We start from the raw sequence: 19,878 nt of genomic DNA, 5'->3' as shown, positions 1-19,878 counted from the left end.
TCTGCCGATCGGCGTGGTCGCTACGGCTTATACCGATCTCCAGGGATCAACTGCTCGTAGGGGCGGGTCAGCACCTCGATCTTCCCCGTTTTGGGGTCCCGTCGGGTGTTCACGAATTTGAGCCAATTGACATCATCCCGCTCCGGATAGTCGGTTCTTGTCTGGTAGGAAGGCCAGCGGGTCTCTCTCCGGTGGAGAAGGTGCTCGACCAGCGTTTGGGCGACATCGACCCGATCGATGATCTCATGGACTTTCATCAACTGATGAAGGTCATTTGCGACGAGCTTGTCGAAGTCCTCCGGGAATTTGGAGAGCCGCTGCCGCGCGATCTGGAGCATCTCTTCGTTCATCTCATAATAGGTGGAGGCGCCGCCGGCGTATTGCTCCAGCAGTTTTTGAAGGCGCGCCTCCATGTCTGTGGGCGCGATCGGATAGCGGACTTTCCCTTGTCTTTTAATCGGTTCGAAAGCGCGCGCTTCTTCGGCGGCGATCTGTTCTTCCGAAAGAGCGATCGGCGGCAGGCCAGCGATATCGGTCCCGGCGGCCCGGGCGGCAAGAACCCCCTCCGCCCAGCAGCCGGAGACGAACTTATACGGAGCGCCGCCTGCGACATCTCCCGCGGCATAAAGCCCTTTGACAGTGGTCCGGCGATCGCCGTCGACCCAATAACCGGCCTGGCAATGACCGCCGACGATGTACGGCTCGGTCGTTTGAACCTCGATCGGCTCCTTTGATGGATCGATGTTGTTGGCGGCCCAGTAAAGGACCATCGAAGGATACATATCGAGATACGCTGACTTCAGCTCGCGCACCTGCTCCGCGGTGAGGCCGCGGGTGTCGAGATAGACCGGCCCGCGTCCCTCCTTAATCTCCATCAGCGGGCCATAGGTCCGATAGGGGGTCGGCGCGCCGTCGCCGCCGAGGTGGGCGTAGCGGGTTTTCATGAACTGTTCCCCTTTGGCGTTGACCTGCGGCGCTTTGACGCCGAGGGCGATGGTCCCGGTCGGCGCGATGGTATCTTTCGTCCGAAGGGCGACATAGCGCATTTCAAAGGAGGTCATCTCGGCCCCGGCGCGGATTCCCATCGCATACCCGGCGCCGGTGTTGTAGGGACAATACCATGTCTTGTGGGAGGCGTCGCCGGGATTATTCGGCCGGTAAAGTCCCGCCGCGCCGCCGGTGGCGATGATCGTCGCTTTGGCTTTGACGACATAGAAGATGCCATTTCGGAGCGAGAAGCCGACCGCGCCGGCCACCCGTTCTCCGTCGGTCAGGAGGTTGGTGACGACGACCCAATTGAAGACCTGCGCTCCCGCCGAGCGGGCTGCTTTCGCCAGGATCGGCTTCAGCGACTCGCCGTTGATCTTGATGTTCCATCGACCTCGCGGCAGGTAGTTTCCCTGGTCGTCACAGAGGATCGGCAGTCCCCACTTCTCGACCTTCTTCACACAATATTCAAAGAGCTCGGACATCGACTGGACCAGATCTTCCCGAATCAGCCCGCAGGAGTCGGCCCGAACATAACGGGTGAAGCTCTCCGGCGTCTCCCCCTTGTTCAGGTAGGCGTTGATGGCATTCATACCGCCGGCAAGGCAGCCGCTTCGATCGATGTGGGCCTTTTCTAAAATCGTGACGGAGAGTTGCGGATAGCGCTCCTTCGCCTCCACCGCCGCCATGCAGCCGGCCGTTCCGCCGCCGATGATGAGGATGTCTGTGTCGATGACCTTTCGTTCCATAAGCTCCTTTCAGGTGGTTCGAGATTTATTGATCAATACCCGGTGTTTCATTGAATTTAATCGAAAATGAATTCGTTAGATATGAAACATCAATACCTGTTTTCTCTCCATCTCTTTTTTCCGTTCGGAGAGGTCTTTGAAGTTAATCGAGTCGAGATGTTCTCTCAGCGAGGTTCCGACCTCATCCCAGACCTCTTTGAGGAGGGTGTTTTCCCCCTCTTCTGGTGGCTCCAGCGAATCGCTCTGCCGGCGGGAAATGGAATCGATGGCGACAAAAGGACCTTCGATTGCTTGTAAGATCTCTCCTAGGCGGATCTGTTCAGGCGGCTTGGTCAAACGATAGCCGCCATAAGGTCCTCGGACACTCTCAACAAACCCATGTTTTTTAAGGAGATTCATCACTTGTTCCAGAAATCGCGCCGGAATCTTCTCACGCTGGGCAATCATTTTAACCTGAAGCGGACCGGGTCCTGCATGGAGGGAGAGGGCCAAAAGGGCTAAAACAGCGTATTCACTTTTTGCAGAGAGGTGGATCATAAATCCGACTATTCCGATAGGGATTAAGTATTTTGAAATATAGAGGATGAGATTCACCCTGTCAAGTAAATTCTTATCCTTGTTCGTACAGGGCTTTTATGCTATCTTAACCCCATGGAGGTTCCTCTTTAATGGTCTTTGAAATCATATTGATTGCCGGCTTAATTTTGCTCAATGCCTTTTTCTCCGCAGCAGAAATTTCAGTCATCACCGCCCGAAAGAGCAACATCAAAAGCCTTTCAGACAAGGGAAATCAACGGGCCAGTCTCCTCTATCAACTTCAAAGTGAGCCGGAACGGTTTCTGGCGACGGTCCAGATCGGGGTCACATTGGTCGGCTCCGCTGCCGCAGCCGTCGGCGGTATTGTTGCCGTTGAGTACATCCGCCCGATTTTCGAGGGTATCCCCTTGCTGGACCGAATCAGCGAGGCCGCTTCTGTTTTCACAATGGTTCTTATTATTTCTTACGTGACCCTGGTGGTGGGCGAGTTGGTTCCGAAATCGCTCGGACTAAAATACCCCGAACAGATCGCCTTGGGACTTGTGAAACCGCTCGGGCTGATGGAGAAGGCGCTCGGTCCATTTGTTAAAACTTTGACCATGTCGGTTCGGTTTTTCTTAAGGCCGATCGGCGGCAAGATCATTCCCGGCAGCTTCATCTCGGAAGAAGAGATCAAATATCTTCTCAAGGAGGGACGGGAGAAGGGTGTTTTTGATCAAACCGAGCAGGAGCTCATTCACAGTGTCTTTGAATTTAATGACATATCAGTAAAAGAGGTCATGGTCCCCCGGCCGAAAATCCACGCCATCCAGATCGACACCCCGTTCGACGAAATTTTAAAGTACGTAACGGAAAATAAATTCTCGCGTTATCCTGTTTACAGGACGAATATCAATGACATCACCGGTATTCTTTACTTTAAAGATCTGATGTCGGCGATGATCCAAGACAAGGGGAACAAAGCGGTCCAGTTAAAAGAGCTTCTGCATCCTGCTTATTTCGTGCCGGAGACGATGCAGGTCAGCCGCTTGATGAAAGAGCTGCAGCGGCGGCGGATCCAAATGGCGGTCGTCATCAACGAATATGGAAGTGTGGAAGGGCTGGTGACAATGGAAGACCTGGTCGAGGAGATCGTCGGGGAGATTCAGGACGAATATGATATTGAAGACCGTCCGGTGGAGCGTCTTAAGGATGGCTCTTGGGTGATCGATGCCTCCCTCTCCGTCCGGGATCTTCGAAGCGATTATGGCCTTCCGATTCCCGATTCGGCCGAGTATGAAACTCTGGGAGGGTTTGCCCTCTCCCAGCTTCAAAACATGCCGAAAGGGGGAGAGATTATTCAGTACGGTGACTATAAATTTACCATTGTAGACATGGATGGCCGTCGGATCGCAAAGTTGAAGGTCGAGAAAAAACCCGCCATGAACAAAATTCCTCAAAAAGTATCGGCTGACAAATAACCTTACAAATAAGATTGACAAATAAGATAGATTTTCTTATATAAAGCCTGACGCCGGGATCTCCGAATATTTCCTTCAGCCTTCTTCTTCAGGGGTTTGCCTTTTTTTGCTTGCTTTAGGGCAACCCCAGGCTGCCTTCGCCCCTCTCTGTCCCACCGGGTCCTTCTTTTCCGGCGGTTGATCTTCTTTGGATGACACTTCAGCAGCAGGAAGGCCGAACTCTCAATGGACGATTTAGAGGGACTTAACGAAATTTCCGCCCTGATGACACAGGGGATCGAGATCGATGCCTTATTTTCAAAAGCATTTTTGAAAATTCAAGAGCATCTTCCCAGCCTTTCCATCGGCGCGCTCTTCCTCTTTAGCGAGGAGAGAGGCACCCTCGAACTCGCTTCCTCCTTCCAGCTTCCCCCGGAGGCAATCCACCCGTTTCAAAAGAACGCGCCCCAACTCGGATCCGAAGTGATTGAGCCGGTCGGAAAGAGCGGGAACGCTTTTTTTCAAGATCCACAGAGTGACCCCGGCTCCTTTGGTGCGTCGTCCGAAGCGTCGCCTCCATTGAGCGACAAGGGGCTCTTCTGCGGCGCGGTTCCCCTTCGTTACAATCGAAAAGTGCTTGGGGTTTTTGCATTTGGGCCGGTCCGGTCCGGGCGACTCACCCCCCGGGAGCAGAAGTGGTTGCAGGCGGTCGGAGACCAAATGGGGTTGGCGCTGGAGCGAATCCGGCTTCAGGGGGTTTACCTGAGAAGAGAGAAAGAGGCCCTGGCCCTTTTTCACCTGAGTCAGGCGGCGACATCGTCCTTGTCGATCGATGCCGTGGTTAAAATTATTCTCAACCATGTTGCTGAAATCACCGACTCCGAAGCGATCTGGATCATGCTCTACAATCCGACCCAGCGACTGTTAGAGATGGTCGCGGCACGGGGTCTCTCCGAGCAGGTTCCCCTCAATGCGTTGATCTTGCGCCCGGGTCAAGGGATCTTGGGTGAAGTTTTCCAGAGAGAAAAACCGATTGTCGTTCCCGATATGGGAAAGGACCCGCGTCTGGTCTATCGAGATGAGGCGGCGCTCTGCGGCATCACCTCTTTAATCGGGATTCCGCTGATGGTAAAGGGGAAGGCGATCGGGGTCCTCAGCCTCTTCTCGCCGAGATCGGTCGAAGCGGGACAGATTCACCAAGAGCGGCTCGATTTTCTGACCACGGTGGCCTCCCAGGTGGCGATCGCGATCGACAATGCAAAACTCTACCAAGATCTGGAACAGAAGGTCACGGAGCTGAGACGACTACAGGGGCAGTTGATTCAGACGGAAAAGCTCTCGGCGATCGGGGAGCTGGTCTCGGGCGTTGCGCATGAGATCAACAACCCGCTGACGAGCGTCATCGGCTTCACCCAGCTGTTGTTGGAGACGACGACGAATCCCCGCGATCGAGACTTTCTTGAGAAAATTTTCAGCGAGGCGATGAGCTGCTCCGAAATCATCCGAAACCTGCTGACCTTTGCCAGGCGGCATCCGGCAGAGAAGAGTTTCAACAATGTGAACGACCTCCTTCGAAGAGCGTTGGAGCTGAAGCTCTATCAGCTGGAGACCGACGGAATCGAGGTGGTCGAACGCCTCTCCGACGCGATTCCTCCCGCCTGGGTCGATCCGCATCAGATGCAGCAGGTCTTCTTCAACATCATCCACAACGCCCATCAGGCGCTGCTGGAAAAGAAGAAGTTAAGCGCCGGTCCGTTGTGTTTAACCCTCTCCAGCACGCTGAGCAACGGAAATGTCTCGGTCTCCTTCCATGATACCGGTACGGGGATTTTGCCGGAGGTGTTGCCGAAAATATTTGAGCCGTTTTTCTCAACCAAAGAGGTGGGGGTCGGGACCGGCCTTGGGTTGTCGATCTCCTATGGGATCGTGAAGGAGCATGGCGGGGAGATCTTGATCGAAAACCTCTATGGCCAGGGGGTCACCTTCATCGTGACCTTCCCCCTCAATGAGCCGGAAGAGGGGAAAAAGAGCGGTCGTTCGGACCGGCCAGGCGCTTATGTCGGAAAGAAGATCTTGATTGTCGACGATACCGAATCTGTATTGGAGATGTGTTCCTACCTGCTCCGGGCGGAGGGCTTCCATGTCGATGCGGTTGGAAGCGGTCAGGCGGCGTTGGAGCATCTTCGGCTGGGCCGGTATGACTTGGTCTTAATCAACGCCGGACTTCCGGGTCTGCCCGGTCCGCTCTTCCACGACCTCATTCTAAAGGAGCATCCTGCGGTGGCGGAGCGCCTTTTATTTCTGTATGAGGAGGGGATCGATCCTGAAGCACGCCGTCTACTGGAAGAGAGAAACCAGACCCTCCTCGCGAAGCCGTTCGGCATGATCGCACTGAAAGAGGCGGTTTACCGCTCCCTCACGACCTCTCTAAAGGCCTGATGAAGCGCCTGCGTCAGCGGGCCGGGCGCCCCGGAGCCGATTTTACGGCCGTTCACCTCGGTCAGCGGCATCAGCTCAAAGCTGCTGTTGGTTAAAAAAGCTTCGTCGGCGTTGAGAAGCGCCTCAGGTCGATAGAAACCCTCTTCAACTTCAATCTCTTTTTGATGCGCCAGCGTGATGACGACCTCGCGTGTGATTCCTCTCAAGAGTCCGACCGCGGGGGAGGGGGTCTGGAGCGTCCCTTGCCGCACCCAAAAAAGGTTGCTGACGCTTCCTTCCGAAAGATAACCGTCCAGTGTCATCAGGAGTCCCTCGAACGCCCCCTCTTTTTTTGCTTCCAGCTTTGCGATTACATTGTTCAAAAAGCTGGTCGATTTTAAGGCCGGGTCGAGCGTCGCCGGCGCATTCCTCCGGATCTGGACGATGGCGGCCGTAACCCCGTTGCGGTAGCGTTCCGGGGGATGCCCGGTAAACGGGCGCGCCGTCACCAAAAGGGTCGGATGCTCGCAGCGCTCCGGGTCGAATCCGCCCTCCCCCTCGCCCCGGGTCAGGGTTAAGCGGAGGAGCGCCTCTTCGAGTCCATTTTTCTCCAGCGTCTGATAAAGGATCGTTTCAATTTCAGAGGGGGTTGGAAGGGGGAGGGCGAGACGATCGGCCCCCTGCGCAAGCCGTTCCAGATGTTGCGAGAGGAGAAAGATCCGCCCGTGGTACGCACGGAAGGTTTCAAAGAGACCGTCTCCATACAAAAAGCCGCGGTCAAAAACCGAGACCTTTGCCTCCTCCTTTCGAACGAACCGGTCTTGAAGGTAGATCCACATGGTTAGATCCGAGGGGCGGAAGCAGCAAGGCAAAGGGGGACGTTGCTTCGCGACCTCACGATTCAACCGCCTTCAGAAGGGCCGCCGCTTTTTGAAGGGTCTCCCGGTACTCCCTTTCCGGGTCGGAGTCGGCGACGATGCCGGCGCCCACCTGAAAACTCAGCTCCTCTCCCTGTCGAACCCAGGTCCGAATGGCGATATTCAAATCGATCTCCCCGGCAAAGTCAATGTATCCGATTGCGCCGGTGTAAAGGCCGCGCGCTCTCTTTTCGAGTTCAGCGATGATTTCCATACAGCGGATCTTGGGGACCCCGGTGATGGTTCCTCCCGGGAAGAGCGCCTTGATCACCTCGGCGGTCGTGACTTCCGATCGGAGCACGCCGACGATGTTGGAGACAAGGTGGACCACATGCGAATACTTCTCAATTCCCATCAACCGGTCGACCTGGACCGATCCGTATCGGCAGATTTTCCCGAGATCATTCCGCTCTAAATCGACCAGCATCAAATGCTCCGCCCGCTCCTTTTCGTTGCGACGGAGCGCATCGACCAGCTGACGGTCTTCCTCCGGATCGCGGCCCCGAGGGCGGGTTCCGGCGATCGGTCGGGTCTCGACGGTTCTCTCTCCTTCAACCGGGGTGACCCGGACCAACCGTTCCGGGGAGCCGCTGGCGATTTCGATTTGCCCCAAATCAAGATAGGCGGAGAAAGGGGAAGGGTTAATCTGTCGAAGCCTCTTATAGAGAGAAAAGACGGAAGGTGCTGCGGAGGCGACCCGAAAACGATGGGAGAGATTCGCCTGAAAAATATCTCCCGCGGCAATATATTCCTTCGCCCGGATCACCAGCCGGACATAATCGTCACGGGAGAGATCGTGCTGAATGACCGGTGAAGCAGGGAGGAGGTCCCGCTCTCCGGTCGGAAGCGAGCCTGCCAGCCTTGCTCGAAGGTGTGCTAATTTCTCCCGGCCTTTCTTATCCGCCGATGCCGCGCTTCTTCCCATCGCCAGATCGGGCTGAGGATTGTAAACCAGGTAGATCCGCTCCGTCTCATGGTCAATGACCGCGAAGTGATTGATGAAAAGGAGGAAAAGGTCAGGAAAGGACCGGTTTTCGGATTGCGGTGCTGGGATCCGCTCCCATTGAGCGATCAGGTCATAGCTGAAGAAACCGATTGTCCCGCCGTTTGCAAAGGGAATTTCCGAAAGGGCCCCTTCCGGTTTGGACGAATGGAATCGATCGAGCCATCCCTGCAGATGCGCAAGGACCTCTCCCGACCGGTAGACCACCGCTTCTCCCTCTTCCTCAAGCGGGGTGAATCGCGCAACGTTCCCCTTGCTCTCGAAGGTCGCAAAAGGGTCGCCGGCGAGAAGAGAGAATCGACCGTCAAACCACCCGCCGGGCATTCCTTCCAAGAGGGCGGCACTCCCTTTCCACCCGGTCTGTGCAAGCAACCGATCGAACAGCGCGCGCGGTTCTCTCCCTTCCAGGGGAATCGTCTCGATGAGAAGGGGCGCCGGCCGATTTGAGGCGCGTTTTTCCTTCGCTTCGATCGGGTCGACGGGGCGGGTCCCGGTCATCGGGGCGGCTCCATCTCACGAAGAATGGCCTCGATCGTTTCGCTTCGATTTTTTGATTCCAGAATCGGCCGGCCGACCACGATATAATCGGCGCCCGCTGCAATCGCTTGCTGCGGGGTGGCCGGCCGCTTCTGATCGTGGTGCGCGCCGGATAAGAGACGGATGCCGGGGGTCACCAGCCGAAAAGAAGGGGGGAGGTCGCTTCGAAGGAGGGTGAGCTCCTGCGGCGAGGCGACCGCGCCATCCATTCCCGTCTCCTCGGCCAACCGCGCCAGATGAAGGACCATCTCTTCGACGGAGGAGGGGGTGCTGAGGGTCTCTTGAAGGGTCGGCGGATCGAAGCTGGTGAGGATCGTGACGCCGAGCAGAAGAGGGGGAGCCGTCTGCTCGCGCTGGGCGGTCTCCCGAAGTTGATCGACGGCCCGCCGCATCATCTCCTTTCCGCCGAGGGTGTGGAGGGTCAGCATCCGAACGCCGAGCCGCGCCGCCTGGAGGACCGCTCCGGCGACCGTATTTGGGATGTCATGGAATTTCAGATCGAGAAAAACGGCCGCTCCCCGTTTCTGAATTTCTTGGACGAGCGCCGGACCGGCGGCGGTGAAGAGGGTCGATCCGACCTTAAAGAGTCGGATCTGTCCGGAGAGGGCATCGACAAGTTGGATCGCTTCCTTCGGATCGGGGAGATCGAGGGCGAGGATCAGTCGGTCGCGCGCAGTCATCTCTTTTCTCCTGAGACTCACTTATTCGGGGCGAACACACCGGAATCCGACGTCGGCGATGGTCGAATCGGGGGGGGCGAAGAGGCGGAAGGTGGCAGTCGAGTGATGTTTGACCAGCTCTTTTTGAACCTCCGGAGGATAGTGGCCGATGGTCGACCAGGAGTTGCCGCGAATGACCCGCAGCGGCCGGCCATATTCCCGGCTTTGATGGCGGCTTCCAGGATAGGGCCGGTACCAATCGGCGGTCCACTCCCAGACATTTCCGATCATGTCGAGGGTCCCATAAGGACTCCGGCCGTCGGGGTAGCTTCCGACCGGGGCCAGGTCCTGCGATTGTCCGCCGACGTTCGCTTTTTTCGGATCGAAGTCGTTCCCCCAGGGATAGCGCCGGCCGTCGGTGCCGCGCGCCGCCTTCTCCCATTCCGCCTCCGTCGGCAGACGTCCTCCCTTCCAGTGGCAGTAATCTTGGGCCTCCTGCCAGCGGACCATCACCACCGGATAACGATCGCTCCCATTTCGATAGGCGCCATTCTCCCAATAGTTGGGGGGAGGATGGTGGGCGGTCCGGACGAAGTTCGCATAGTCGGCATTGGTGACCTCCGTCCGGTCGATGTCGTACGAGGGAAGATAAACCTTGTGCGCCGGTCCTTCATCCACCAACCACGGCTTGACGATCCCCTGCTCTTCCGCATAGTGGGTCTCGTCGATTTCGTCGGTGCCGAGCATAAATTCGCCGGCCGGGACGAGGACCATCCCCTCCGGTGGACGGTGAGAGCAGGCCTTAAGGAAATACAGAAGAAGAATGAGAAGAATCGTGTTTCGCAGCGAGCGCATCGGTCGGTCCTATTTGGAGCGAACCGATCTTACTGAATCGGCGAAGGAGTGTCAAGCATGCAAAAAATACTTGACACTCCCGGTGCCAATCGATATATTATCGCTTGTATTCCAAAAAGGTCACTTGTCTCTCCCCGCGGGAGTTTGCTAAAGGCGCTGAGAGTGAGTGTTCTCATGTTCCTACTCAATGTGATAGCCCAGCAAGCAATACCGAAGAAGTCAGTAATCTCTAAAATGTGGATGTCAGTTATTTCGGAAGTGGATAAAAGGAAAATAAGGAGGAAGAGATGAAATTTGGACGGATCGGTTTGGCAGTGCTCGTTGCAGCAGCAGTTAGCGTGAGCGTCGGCTCCGCGGCAGAGAAAGATCCCCTCGTACCCCGGGTTCCGGCAGACCAGATGGCAGCTGCAAAGGCCTGGAAGAACCCCCAGAAGGCGACTCCTGAGAATATCGCCAAGGGGAAAGAAATCTTTACCGGAAAGGGAACCTGTTTCACCTGTCATGGAAATGAAGGACGCGGAGATGGACCGGCCGGAGCGGCCCTCGATCCCACACCCAGAAACTTCCACAATCCGAAATTCCCCACCGCCAAGACCGAAGGTGAAATGGCTTGGGTAATCAAAAATGGCAGCCCCGGCACCGGAATGATCTCGTATGCTCCTGGGGTGATCAGCGAAGATGAAATGGCGCTCGTGATCCTCTACGAGCGGAGCCTCGCGACCCAGCCATAAGTCTGTCTGACGGGTTGTAAGCGTGTTTAGAAAGCTTTTTCCGATTCTTTTGTTTTTAGCTTTGATTGTTTCTTCGGTCATGGCGGCCGAAGAGCAGCTGTCAAAGCCGAGGGTTCCTTCGGATCGATTGAAGGAAGCGCAAAGTCTTAAGAATCCGTTTAAGGCGACGCCGGAGAATGTTGCGAAAGGGAAAACCCTTTTCGAGGGAAAAGCAACCTGCTTCACCTGTCATGGAAAAGAAGGAAACGGGGAGGGGCTCGCAGCCGCAGGGCTCGACCCCCCTCCCCGTAACTTCACCAACCCCGCTTTTCACGCAATGCGAACAGATGGGGAACTCTTTTGGGTGATCAAACACGGAAGTCCCGCAACAGCGATGATGCCGATGGTTGGAAGTGTGATTACCGAAGACGAAGCATGGCTGGTGCTTCTCTATGAGAGAAGCCTTGGGCGAAAAAAGTAGATTTCCAGCCTGTTCTGGAGCAAAAAAAGGGGAGCGAAAGCTCCCTTTTTTGTTTTTAATCCCTATTTTAAAAATCGCCTGTTACCTTGGCGCTTTTAAACCCTTTAAGAAGGATCATTGGGTCGCTGTTACGCTCCGGTCATTTGACAGTTGATCTTCTTTTATTCTAAAATATCAGCATGTTCTATAATTTAACGTAATTTCGGTTTGGGGATATGGGTAAAAAAGGAAAGATTTTAATCGTGGATGATGAAGAGAACATTCGCGACATTTTGTTTGAGGTCCTCTCCAATGAAGGATATCAATGTGAGCGCGCTGCAGGGGGCGAGGAGGCGCTCGCTCTTCTAAAGCAGCGGCCGTTTCAGCTGGTCTTATCCGATATCTTAATGCCGGGCCTCTCGGGCATCGGCTTATTAAAGGGAGCGAAGGTGGCAGACCCCGACCTGGCCTTCGTGATGGTCACCGCCGTTCATGCCGCCGAGACCGCGATTGAGGCGATGCGGCTGGGGGCCGATAACTATCTTATTAAACCGTTTAATTTGGATGAGGTGATTCTCAGCGTCGAGAAAGCGCTTCACCGCCGCAGGCTGGTAATCGAGAACAGAGCATATCAGCTCCATCTGGAAAAGATGGTGGAGGACCGAACCCAGGAGCTCCAACAGGCGCTTCGGAAAATTGAACTGAGTTATCGCGCCACCCTGGAAGCGCTCGGTTCGGCACTGGATACCCGGGATATCGGCACCCACGCCCACTCGAAGCGGGTCACTCATTATGCGCTCCTTTTGGGAAGTGCGCTCGGCATGCCTGGGCATGATCTTGAAATTTTGGAACGTGGGGTCTATCTCCACGATATCGGGAAAATCGGAATCCCGGATGACATTCTCCTTCGCCCCGGAAAGCTGACCAAGCAGGAGATGGAGATCATGATGACCCATGCGGAACTGGGAAAACGACTCCTCTCCCGAATTGATTTCTTAAGAGAGCCGTCCGAGATCGTCTATAGCCATCAGGAGCGGTATGACGGAACCGGTTATCCCAGAGGCCTAAAAGGGGAGGAGATCCCGCTTGGCGCGCGTGTCTTTGCGATCGTCGATGCCCTCGATGCCATGACTTCCGATCGTCCTTATCGAAAAGCACTCCCGTTTGAGGCGGCCCGAGCCGAGATCATCCGTGCCGCCGGGGCTCAATTTGACCCCGAGATCGTTCGGATCTTCACCTCTATTCCGAAAGAGCAGTGGCTAAAGGCGCGCGAGCGCTCCTTTCTCTATCAAGAAGAAAAAGAGGTGGCCTGATCGGTCGGGAGTTTTCGCGGGAGCTTTCGCGCGGGAGCTTTCGATAGATAAATGAAGGTGAACCGGGGCTGTGAAGGCCCGTTCCTCAAATTTTTTTGACATTCTTTAATCCCTGTGTTAGAGTGGGCGCCGGCCCATGAAACCTCCAATTAGTCCCCTAGGTTGAGTCAAGTTCCAAGCGATTTAACACTTAAATTTAAGCCATGAGAAAAGGTTCTATCCCTTTACTACCAAAGATACATTTATTGAATTGAGAAGGGTCAAGGGTGTGAGCGAGTAAGGATTAAAGGATGTCCGAAGAACAAATGCCTGTTCCCATGGGGGAGGAGAGAGGAGAGCTTTTCACTAAGCCGACCGGTCATGAACCTCCTCCCGCCGAGATTCATGAAATACCTTCTCCATCTGAAAAGTTAGCCCCCCTATTACAAGTCATGGCCAACCATGCCCTGTTGGTCCGCGATCTGCCTAAATTTTTAAGCTTCCTTCTCGACGAAGTCGTTACAGTCACCGGCGCGGATGTTCTCCTTCTTTTTAGCCGCGATGAGACGACCAAAGAGTGGACCCTTCTCTTCCATCGCGGGATGCCGAAGGATTTTGGAAAAAACGGTTTTATCCCCCGCGCTTGGCAGTCGCTTCCCTCTATTGTGCTTCAGCACGGCCCGCGTCTTTTCTCGCATGAAATCTCCAAAGATCCAATTTTTATCGGACAGATCATTCGCGGGATGAATATTCAATCCTTCGCCGGGGCGACGCTGGAATCGGAGGGAAAGGTCTTGGGATCGCTCTCGATTGGAATGGCAAAGCCGCACGCGATCACGCAAAAAGAGCAGGCGCTCTTTTCAATGATCGCCAATCTGATCACCCCTTTTGTCTTGCCCTCCTCGCAGCCGGTGGCCGCGCCGGCGGCTGCGGAAGCGCCTCAGCTTGCCATTGGGGTCGATCTCAATGGGCGAATCGTCTCGAGCAATGCCGATTTTAACCGGTTTCTGGGCTATGAAAAAGAGGAGATGCATCGGGTTCCGCTTTCCAAGTTTCTCACCCCCTCCGCCGTCTCCGCCTATTCCGAGCAGGTCGAAGCGCTCCGATCGGGTCAAAGGAACCTCCCTTCCATCAAGCTGGAGGTGCTGAAGCGGGGCGAGTCGAAAAGGGTCTTGAACGCCCAGCTCTCTCCCTATTTGAAAGAGGGGAGGATGACCGGGGTCGAGATCTCGGCGAAAGATGCCACTGAAATCGGCGTTTTTGAGAAGGCGCTCTCCGACAAGAAAATCGAGCTTGAGCTCTTGGAGTCGCTCTTTTCGAGCTTGAGTCGGTCTTTTAAAGAACAAGACCTCTTCCAGTCGGTTCTCGCAAAGATACTCTCTCTAACGAATGTGGAGGGGGGCTATTTTCTTCAATTTGAAGAGAAGAAGCAACGCTTCTCGTTGGTGGCGCACAAGGGGCTCTCCGGCGACAAGGCCCAGCGGTTGGAGAAGCAGGGGATCAAGGTCGGTGAGAATATTATCGCAAAGATCATCGAAAAGAAATCACCGACCCTCTTTATTTCCGACGACCCAAAGGCCTCCTTAAAGAAGCGGCTGGTCGGGGAAGAGGGGCTCCTGTCTTACATGGGGATTTCAATCCAGTCGTCCGGACAGATTTGGGGGACCCTCTCGCTGTTCAGCCGAAGGCGCCTTTTTACCGACGAGGATCTGGCGATCCTTGGTTTCATTGGAAGAGAGATCGGTTTTGCGATCGAGAACATGAAGCTGTTCGACCAGGCCCGCCAGCGGGTGGAAGATTTGACGATCATGAACGAGGTGAGCCAATCGATTACAAAGAGCCTCCACCTCGATCAGCTCCTCTCCTCGGTCGCCAACAGCCTCACCAAAATGATCGGAGCGAGCAATTGTTACATCTTCTCGGTCGACGACAAAAGAAATCTGCTCTATGGCGTCGCCGCTTCCGACCAGAAAGCCGATGCGGTCCGAAAGGTCGAGATTAAGATGAACGAGAATGCGATTATCCCCCTGACGGCGCGGGAGCAGCATTCGTTCATGATCGAGAATGCGCCGCAAGATCCGCGGGTCAGCAAGAAATGGATCGACCTGTTTAAATCGAGATCGCTTCTGTCGGTCCCGCTGATTATCAAAGAGCGGGTGATCGGGGTTCTTCTTCTCGATGAGACCCGTTATTTCCGGCAGTTCACCCAAGAGGAAATTCAAAAGATCATCACGCTGGCCAACCAGGTCTCCATCGCCATCGAGAATGCCACGCTTTATCAAGCGGTGACGAAGCACATGGAGCGCCTCCAGACCCTCTCGTCGGCGATCGTCAATATCCAGGAAGAAGAGCGCCGGCGGATTGCCCAAGAGCTTCACGACGAGGCGGGACAGGTGCTGACCGGGATCAAGATGAATCTGGAATGGGTCGAAAAGGAGCTCAACCCGGCCGAAACAGCGATCAAAGAGCGGATCGAGGCGGTGAAAACCCAGGTGGGAAAGATCATGGAGGAGCTCCGGCGGCTCTCCTACGATCTGCGGCCCGCCATTCTCGACGAGCTCGGCTTGGTCCCAACACTGCGATGGTATATCGAAGAATACAACAAACGGACCCGCACCGCCGTTCATCTCCAGACGAGCGGTCTGCAGAAGCGTCTGTCGGCAAAAACGGAGATCCTTCTTTATCGAATCATCCAAGAAGCACTGACGAACGTCGCAAAGCATGCAGAGGCCGAATCGGTGGTTCTCTCCTTAGAAAAAAAGGATGTCCACGTGCATCTGTACATCACCGATGACGGAAAAGGCTTTGAGGTCAAACGCTATTTTTCATCCTCTCCGATGGGCCGGCGGGGACTCGGTATTTTGGGAATGAAAGAGCGGGTAGAATTGGCGGGAGGAACATTTTTTATCGACTCGGATCCGGGGCAGGGAACCCGAATTTCAATCAAGGTTCCCATCGTAAAAAGGGGGTCCTGATGAGACGGATAAAGATCTTGATCGCCGATGATCATACCATCGTTCGCCAAGGGATGCGGAGATTGCTGGAAGGCTATCCCGATTTGGAAGTGGTGGGGGAGTCGCAGGATGGAGATGAGACGGTGGCGGCGGCCGAGCGGCTCGCCCCCGAGCTCGTCATCATGGATATCAGCATGCCGGGGTTCAGCGGTTTGGAGGCGACCCGGAAAATCAAGAAAAAATATCCGGCGATCAAGATCGTGATCCTGACCGTTCATGCTGAGAAGGAATATATCTTTCAGATCCTCCAGTCGGGGGCGTCGGGCTATCTTCTCAAGGGCTCTCCGATCGAGGAGCTGGTGACCGCCATCCGCGCCGTCGATCGGGGAGAATCGTATCTGAGCCCGCCGGTCTCCAAGTCGATTATCGAAAGCTACGTCACCGGCCGAGGGGTCAGGGCCCAGACCGCCGTGAAATCGCAGTCATTGACCACCCGTGAGCGGGAAGTGCTCCGCCTGATTGCGGAGGGCCACACCAGCAAAAGCATCGCCGGCCGCCTCTCTCTCAGCTCCAAGACGATTGAGACCCACCGATCGCACATCATGCAAAAACTGAACATCCACAATGCCGCCGGTCTGATCCGGTATGCCATCCAAAAAGGATGGGTCGGGATCGCCCCGTCGGCCGAATCGTAACGCATCGCTCCCCTCCGAGGCCGCACCCCCCTAAGAATCCCCTCATCAACTGCGTGTCAGGGAACCCCCCGATTTACAAAGCGGACGCAATCAGTTATAAATATTAGCTGTTTTGCCCTTTATCGGAATATCCCATTATCGAATTCAGGGCAGTCCTTTTTTAAATCCGGTCCGGAAAGAAGGTCGTCCGTTTTATACCCGAGGTGGCGTTTGTTGCAGAAGACGGAAGATCATCCTGAGCGAACCAGATGTGATCGAATCATTGCGGACGCAAACAAGGATCGTCGCCGATTCACTTCCGCCCCTTCGGTTTCCAAGTGTGTCCCCCCTCGGATTGTTGCCTCACTCATGTTGAACTGATAAGCTATAGGTAGAAGAGGAAGAGATGCCTGAGAAGAGATCTTTAACCAAGCGTGAGACCGAAATCGTGCGCCTTGTGGCAGATGGTTACAAAAACAGGGAAGTGGCAGAAACGCTAGGGATTAGCATCAAGACCGTCGAGACCCACCGGGCCAATATTATGAATAAATTGGCGCTTCGCAATTTGGCCGAACTGATCCGATATGCGATTCAAAAGGGATTGGTCAAACTGGACAAAGAGCTGTAGCGGAGATCACCCTGTCGCGGAAATGCGGAAATAGGGTATGGCCAAGAAGATCCTGATCATTGACGATGAGCAACTGCTTCTTGATCTGCTCACACACCTCCTCTCGAAAATCGGCTATGAGGTCGATCAGGCGTTGGACAGCCAAGAGGCGGCCGGCAAGTTGAAGGACCAGACGTATGACGCCATCTTTCTGGATATGAAGATGCCGCTGATGGATGGGAAGGCGTTTTACTCCACCATCAAGCAGCAGTTTCCGGAGTTGGCCAAGCGGATTGTTTTCGTCACCGGAGATGTGGCCAACCCCGACACCGTCTCCTTTTTAAAAGGGGCGGGAAATCTCCACCTTCAAAAGCCTTTTACGATTCAAGAGGTCAAGTCGCTCCTCGATCGCTTTTTCAAGAGCGGTGAGGCCGCTTCTGCTGTCTCAGATACTCCTCGATAAAGGGATCGATCTCTCCGTCCATCACCGCTGTGACGTTCCCCTTCTCGGTGCCGGTCCGGTGGTCCTTGACCATTTGATAAGGCTGGAAGACGTAAGACCGGATCTGATGACCCCATCCGATCTCTTTTTTCTCCCCCGTAATTTTTGACATCGCTTCCACTTTCTCCGCCTGCTGCATCTCATACAGACGCGATTTAAGCACGGTCATGGCCACCGCCTTATTCTGGAGCTGCGATCGCTCGTTCTGGCATTGCACGACGGTCCCCGTCGGAAGATGGGTAATCCGGACGGCCGAAGAGGTTTTGTTGACATGCTGTCCTCCGGCGCTGCTGGCGCGGTAGGTATCGATCCGCAGATCTTTCTCGTTGATAACCACATCGGGATCGTCCTCAATCTCGGGTGAGACAAAGACCGAGGCAAAGGAGGTATGGCGCCGCTTGTTGGCGTCGAAGGGAGAGATTCGAACCAGCCGATGGACACCACTTTCAGCCTTGAGATATCCGTAGGCGTAAGGCCCCTTCACCGAGAAGGTGACACTCTTGATTCCCGCCTCCTCTCCCGGCTGCAGATCGAGCGTTTCGACCTGATACCCCTTCCGCTCGGCCCAGCGGATATACATTCGTGTCAGCATCTGCGCCCAATCTTGAGACTCCGTCCCCCCGGCGCCCGGATGGATCGTCATGATGGCGTTGTTAAAGTCTTTATCGCCCGAGAGGAGGGTTTCGATCGTCAGCCGGTCGATCTCGGAGCGGAGCTGGCGTAAGTTCGCCTCGATCTCTTTCTCGAGCGAGGGGTCGGCCTCCTCCTTCGACAGCTGAACCATCAACGCGGTCTCTTCGAACCGGCCCTCGATCTCCTTCCAGCGCTTCAGCTCCTTTTCAACGCGTGTTTTGAGCGTTAAACGGGCTTGGGCTTTTGCAGGCTCTTTCCAAAAGAGCGGATCGACTGATTCGGCGGTGAGTTGATCGATTTGATCTTGAAGGTGTGGGAGGTCAAAGATGGCTCCGGAGCTGATTAATCTCTTGCCGGATCGCTTCAAGGGTCTGTTGCAGGTCAATCAGCATCGGTTTTTCTCCTTTCGCGGAAAGAAATCAGGGTGAATCCGACGGCGATTATAACACAACCGAAGGCGAAGAGATCGCCGTAATCGGTGTAGAACGTCCGACGAATACCGGGATGAAGCGTCTCGGTCAGGGTTGCCTCCGCAAAGAGGGGACTCTGTTGAAGGATGTGCCCCTTCGCGTCGTAAAAACCGGAGATCCCGGTGTTGGCGGCGCGGGCGAACGGAACCCGGTTCTCAATCGCCCGAAATACGACCATTGAAAAGTGCTGGTAAGGGGCCGCCGAGTCGCCGAACCAGGCGTCGTTCGTAATCGTGGTCATCACCGTCGCGCCGTTTTGGGCGAAGCGGCGGACCACCTCGGGGAAGATCACCTCGAAGCAGATCACCGTCCCGATCCGGGCGCCGTCGGCCTCCATCACTGTGGCGTCGCGGCCGGGGATGAATTCGCCGATCCCCTCGACCATTTTATTTACAAAAAAGAGAATCGAGGAGAGGGGAATATACTCCCCGAAGGGAACCAGATGCATCTTGTCGTAACGGGAGACCACCTGGGCGGCCGGTGAGAGAAGATAGGCGCTGTTGAGGAGGAGCAGCTGTCCGGACGGGGCCGGCTCGAAGGCCGGGCTGCCGAACAGAAGATAGAAGCGCCCCTCGCCGGCGAGATGAAGGAGCTCCTCTCGATAAACCGGCTCGGTCTGGAAAAAGAACGGGGCGGCCGATTCGGGCCAGACGACCAAGGCCGGCCGGGTCTCTCCTTTCACGATGGGGGAGAGGGAGAGCCGTTTATATTTCTCGATCGTCTCATTGCGCACCCGCACGTCCCATTTTTGGTCCTGATCGATGTTCCCCTGAACGACGGAGACCGGAATCCCCCGGGGCTCTCCCATCGGCTGAGAGAGCCGCAGCCATCCATAGCCGAAGACCAGAAGCAGGAGTCCCGCCGTGACGAGTCCCTCCCGCCAGCGCCGCCGGAGGCCGTCGCGGATCATTTGATAAAGGGCCACATTGATCAATATAATAACGAAGCCGACCCCATAAATGCCGGCGAGGTCTGCAATCTGGATCGCGGGGAGAAAACGATACTGCGAGTAGGCGAGCGCCGACCAGGGAAAGCCGGTGAGAAGATGTCCTCGTACCAGCTCCAGCGCCGTCCAAAGACAAGGAATGAGGAGAAGGGCCGCGGCGTGTCGTCGAAAGGCGAGTCGTGCTCCCGCCGCGAAGAGGCCGACATAGACCGCCAGATAGGATACCAACAGGAGCATCAAGGCATAGCTGATCGGTCCGGGGATTTTTCCATATTGGCTCATGCTGATCGTCACCCAAGAGAGGGTCCCGGCGAAGTAAACGAGCCCTGCCATCCAGCCGATCAAAAAAGCCCGTTTCGGAGAGGTTCCCTCCAAGGCGTAGAAAAGGGGAACCAACGCAAACCAGGCGAGCGGGTAGAGCTCCCATCTTGGGAAGCTCAGACAGAGGAGTAAGCCGGAGAGGGCTGCAAGAGTCAATGGAACGACAGGGAAACGCCATCCTCGGGCGGCCGATGGGGCCACCTCGAAT

17 protein-coding genes are annotated in these 19,878 nt (G+C 55.5%); 9 read left to right on the top strand and 8 right to left on the bottom strand.

Going from position 1 to position 19,878, the window contains the following annotated elements; all coding sequences use genetic code 11:
* Positions 1 to 20 precede the first annotated feature (20 nt).
* Together HY282_15545 and HY282_15540 are read right to left on the bottom strand one after the other, a co-directional pair.
* Positions 21 to 1,736, bottom strand: coding sequence for an adenylyl-sulfate reductase subunit alpha (locus HY282_15545; protein ID MBI3805163.1), 1,716 nt, complete (start codon positions 1,734 to 1,736; stop codon positions 21 to 23).
* 75 nt (positions 1,737 to 1,811) lie between these two features.
* Positions 1,812 to 2,273 carry an Rrf2 family transcriptional regulator gene (locus tag HY282_15540; protein ID MBI3805162.1) on the bottom strand — a complete coding sequence of 154 codons (462 nt, stop codon included), beginning with the start codon at positions 2,271 to 2,273 and terminating at the stop codon, positions 1,812 to 1,814.
* Positions 2,274 to 2,404: 131 nt separating this feature from the next.
* Here HY282_15540 and HY282_15535 point away from each other — a divergent pair, with 131 nt between their 5' ends.
* Together HY282_15535 and HY282_15530 are read left to right on the top strand one after the other, a co-directional pair.
* Positions 2,405 to 3,733 (top strand): HlyC/CorC family transporter, encoded by a 1,329-nt coding sequence (locus tag HY282_15535; protein MBI3805161.1) that lies wholly within the window; start codon positions 2,405 to 2,407, stop codon positions 3,731 to 3,733.
* Positions 3,734 to 3,958: 225 nt separating this feature from the next.
* Positions 3,959 to 6,151 carry a GAF domain-containing protein gene (locus HY282_15530; protein ID MBI3805160.1) on the top strand — a complete coding sequence of 731 codons (2,193 nt, stop codon included), beginning with the start codon at positions 3,959 to 3,961 and terminating at the stop codon, positions 6,149 to 6,151.
* Here HY282_15530 and HY282_15525 read toward each other — a convergent pair.
* From HY282_15525 to HY282_15510, 4 genes are read right to left on the bottom strand one after another with little or no spacing between them, the layout of a single operon-like run.
* Positions 6,118 to 6,969 (bottom strand): aminotransferase class IV, encoded by an 852-nt coding sequence (locus tag HY282_15525; GenBank protein ID MBI3805159.1) that lies wholly within the window; start codon positions 6,967 to 6,969, stop codon positions 6,118 to 6,120. The two genes, HY282_15530 and HY282_15525, sit on opposite strands and share 34 nt — an antisense overlap.
* 55 nt (positions 6,970 to 7,024) lie before the next feature.
* Entirely contained in the window at positions 7,025 to 8,548 is a 1,524-nt protein-coding gene (locus HY282_15520; GenBank protein ID MBI3805158.1) for an anthranilate synthase component I family protein, read from the bottom strand.
* Positions 8,545 to 9,267 carry an orotidine-5'-phosphate decarboxylase gene (gene pyrF / locus HY282_15515; protein ID MBI3805157.1) on the bottom strand — a complete coding sequence of 241 codons (723 nt, stop codon included), beginning with the start codon at positions 9,265 to 9,267 and terminating at the stop codon, positions 8,545 to 8,547. Before pyrF ends, HY282_15520 begins: the two co-directional genes overlap by 4 nt.
* 21 nt (positions 9,268 to 9,288) lie before the next feature.
* Positions 9,289 to 10,101 carry an SUMF1/EgtB/PvdO family nonheme iron enzyme gene (locus HY282_15510; GenBank protein MBI3805156.1) on the bottom strand — a complete coding sequence of 271 codons (813 nt, stop codon included), beginning with the start codon at positions 10,099 to 10,101 and terminating at the stop codon, positions 9,289 to 9,291.
* 287 nt (positions 10,102 to 10,388) lie between these two features.
* Here HY282_15510 and HY282_15505 point away from each other — a divergent pair, with 287 nt between their 5' ends.
* From HY282_15505 to HY282_15475, 7 genes are all read left to right on the top strand, one after another.
* The gene (locus tag HY282_15505) at positions 10,389 to 10,832 is read left to right on the top strand and encodes a c-type cytochrome (GenBank protein MBI3805155.1); all 444 of its coding nucleotides are present in this window, start codon (positions 10,389 to 10,391) and stop codon (positions 10,830 to 10,832) included.
* A 79-nt stretch (positions 10,833 to 10,911) separates the two neighbouring features.
* Positions 10,912 to 11,292, top strand: coding sequence for a c-type cytochrome (locus tag HY282_15500; protein MBI3805154.1), 381 nt, complete (start codon positions 10,912 to 10,914; stop codon positions 11,290 to 11,292).
* Between the two features lie 215 nt (positions 11,293 to 11,507).
* Entirely contained in the window at positions 11,508 to 12,584 is a 1,077-nt protein-coding gene (locus HY282_15495; protein MBI3805153.1) for a response regulator, read from the top strand.
* 290 nt (positions 12,585 to 12,874) lie between these two features.
* A complete protein-coding gene (locus HY282_15490; GenBank protein ID MBI3805152.1) occupies positions 12,875 to 15,538 on the top strand; it encodes a GAF domain-containing protein in 2,664 nt (887 codons plus the stop codon).
* A complete protein-coding gene (locus HY282_15485) occupies positions 15,538 to 16,212 on the top strand; it encodes a response regulator transcription factor (GenBank protein MBI3805151.1) in 675 nt (224 codons plus the stop codon). The genes HY282_15490 and HY282_15485 overlap by 1 nt, the downstream gene beginning before the upstream one ends.
* A gap of 385 nt (positions 16,213 to 16,597) precedes the next feature.
* The gene (locus HY282_15480) at positions 16,598 to 16,819 is read left to right on the top strand and encodes a response regulator transcription factor (protein ID MBI3805150.1); all 222 of its coding nucleotides are present in this window, start codon (positions 16,598 to 16,600) and stop codon (positions 16,817 to 16,819) included.
* 37 nt (positions 16,820 to 16,856) lie between these two features.
* Positions 16,857 to 17,261, top strand: coding sequence for a response regulator (locus HY282_15475; GenBank protein ID MBI3805149.1), 405 nt, complete (start codon positions 16,857 to 16,859; stop codon positions 17,259 to 17,261).
* Here HY282_15475 and prfB read toward each other — a convergent pair.
* Both prfB and lnt read right to left on the bottom strand, forming a co-directional pair.
* Positions 17,215 to 18,325, bottom strand: a protein-coding gene (gene prfB, locus HY282_15470) for a peptide chain release factor 2 (GenBank protein MBI3805148.1) whose coding sequence is annotated in 2 segments (ribosomal slippage) — positions 17,215 to 18,255 and positions 18,257 to 18,325 — 1,110 coding nt in all. Because the reading frame shifts where the segments join, the coding sequence is not laid out codon by codon here. The genes HY282_15475 and prfB overlap by 47 nt on opposite strands.
* Positions 18,315 to 19,871: an apolipoprotein N-acyltransferase gene (lnt, locus tag HY282_15465; protein ID MBI3805147.1), complete on the bottom strand. Its 1,557-nt coding sequence runs from the start codon at positions 19,869 to 19,871 to the stop codon at positions 18,315 to 18,317. The genes prfB and lnt overlap by 11 nt, the downstream gene beginning before the upstream one ends.
* Positions 19,872 to 19,878 lie beyond the last annotated feature (7 nt).

The organism is Candidatus Manganitrophaceae bacterium, assembly GCA_016200325.1.
Taxonomy (GTDB): domain Bacteria; phylum Nitrospirota; class Nitrospiria; order SBBL01; family Manganitrophaceae; genus Manganitrophus.
Note: the sequence above shows the minus strand (reverse complement) of the source record. Positions and strands in the feature narration are given on the sequence as shown.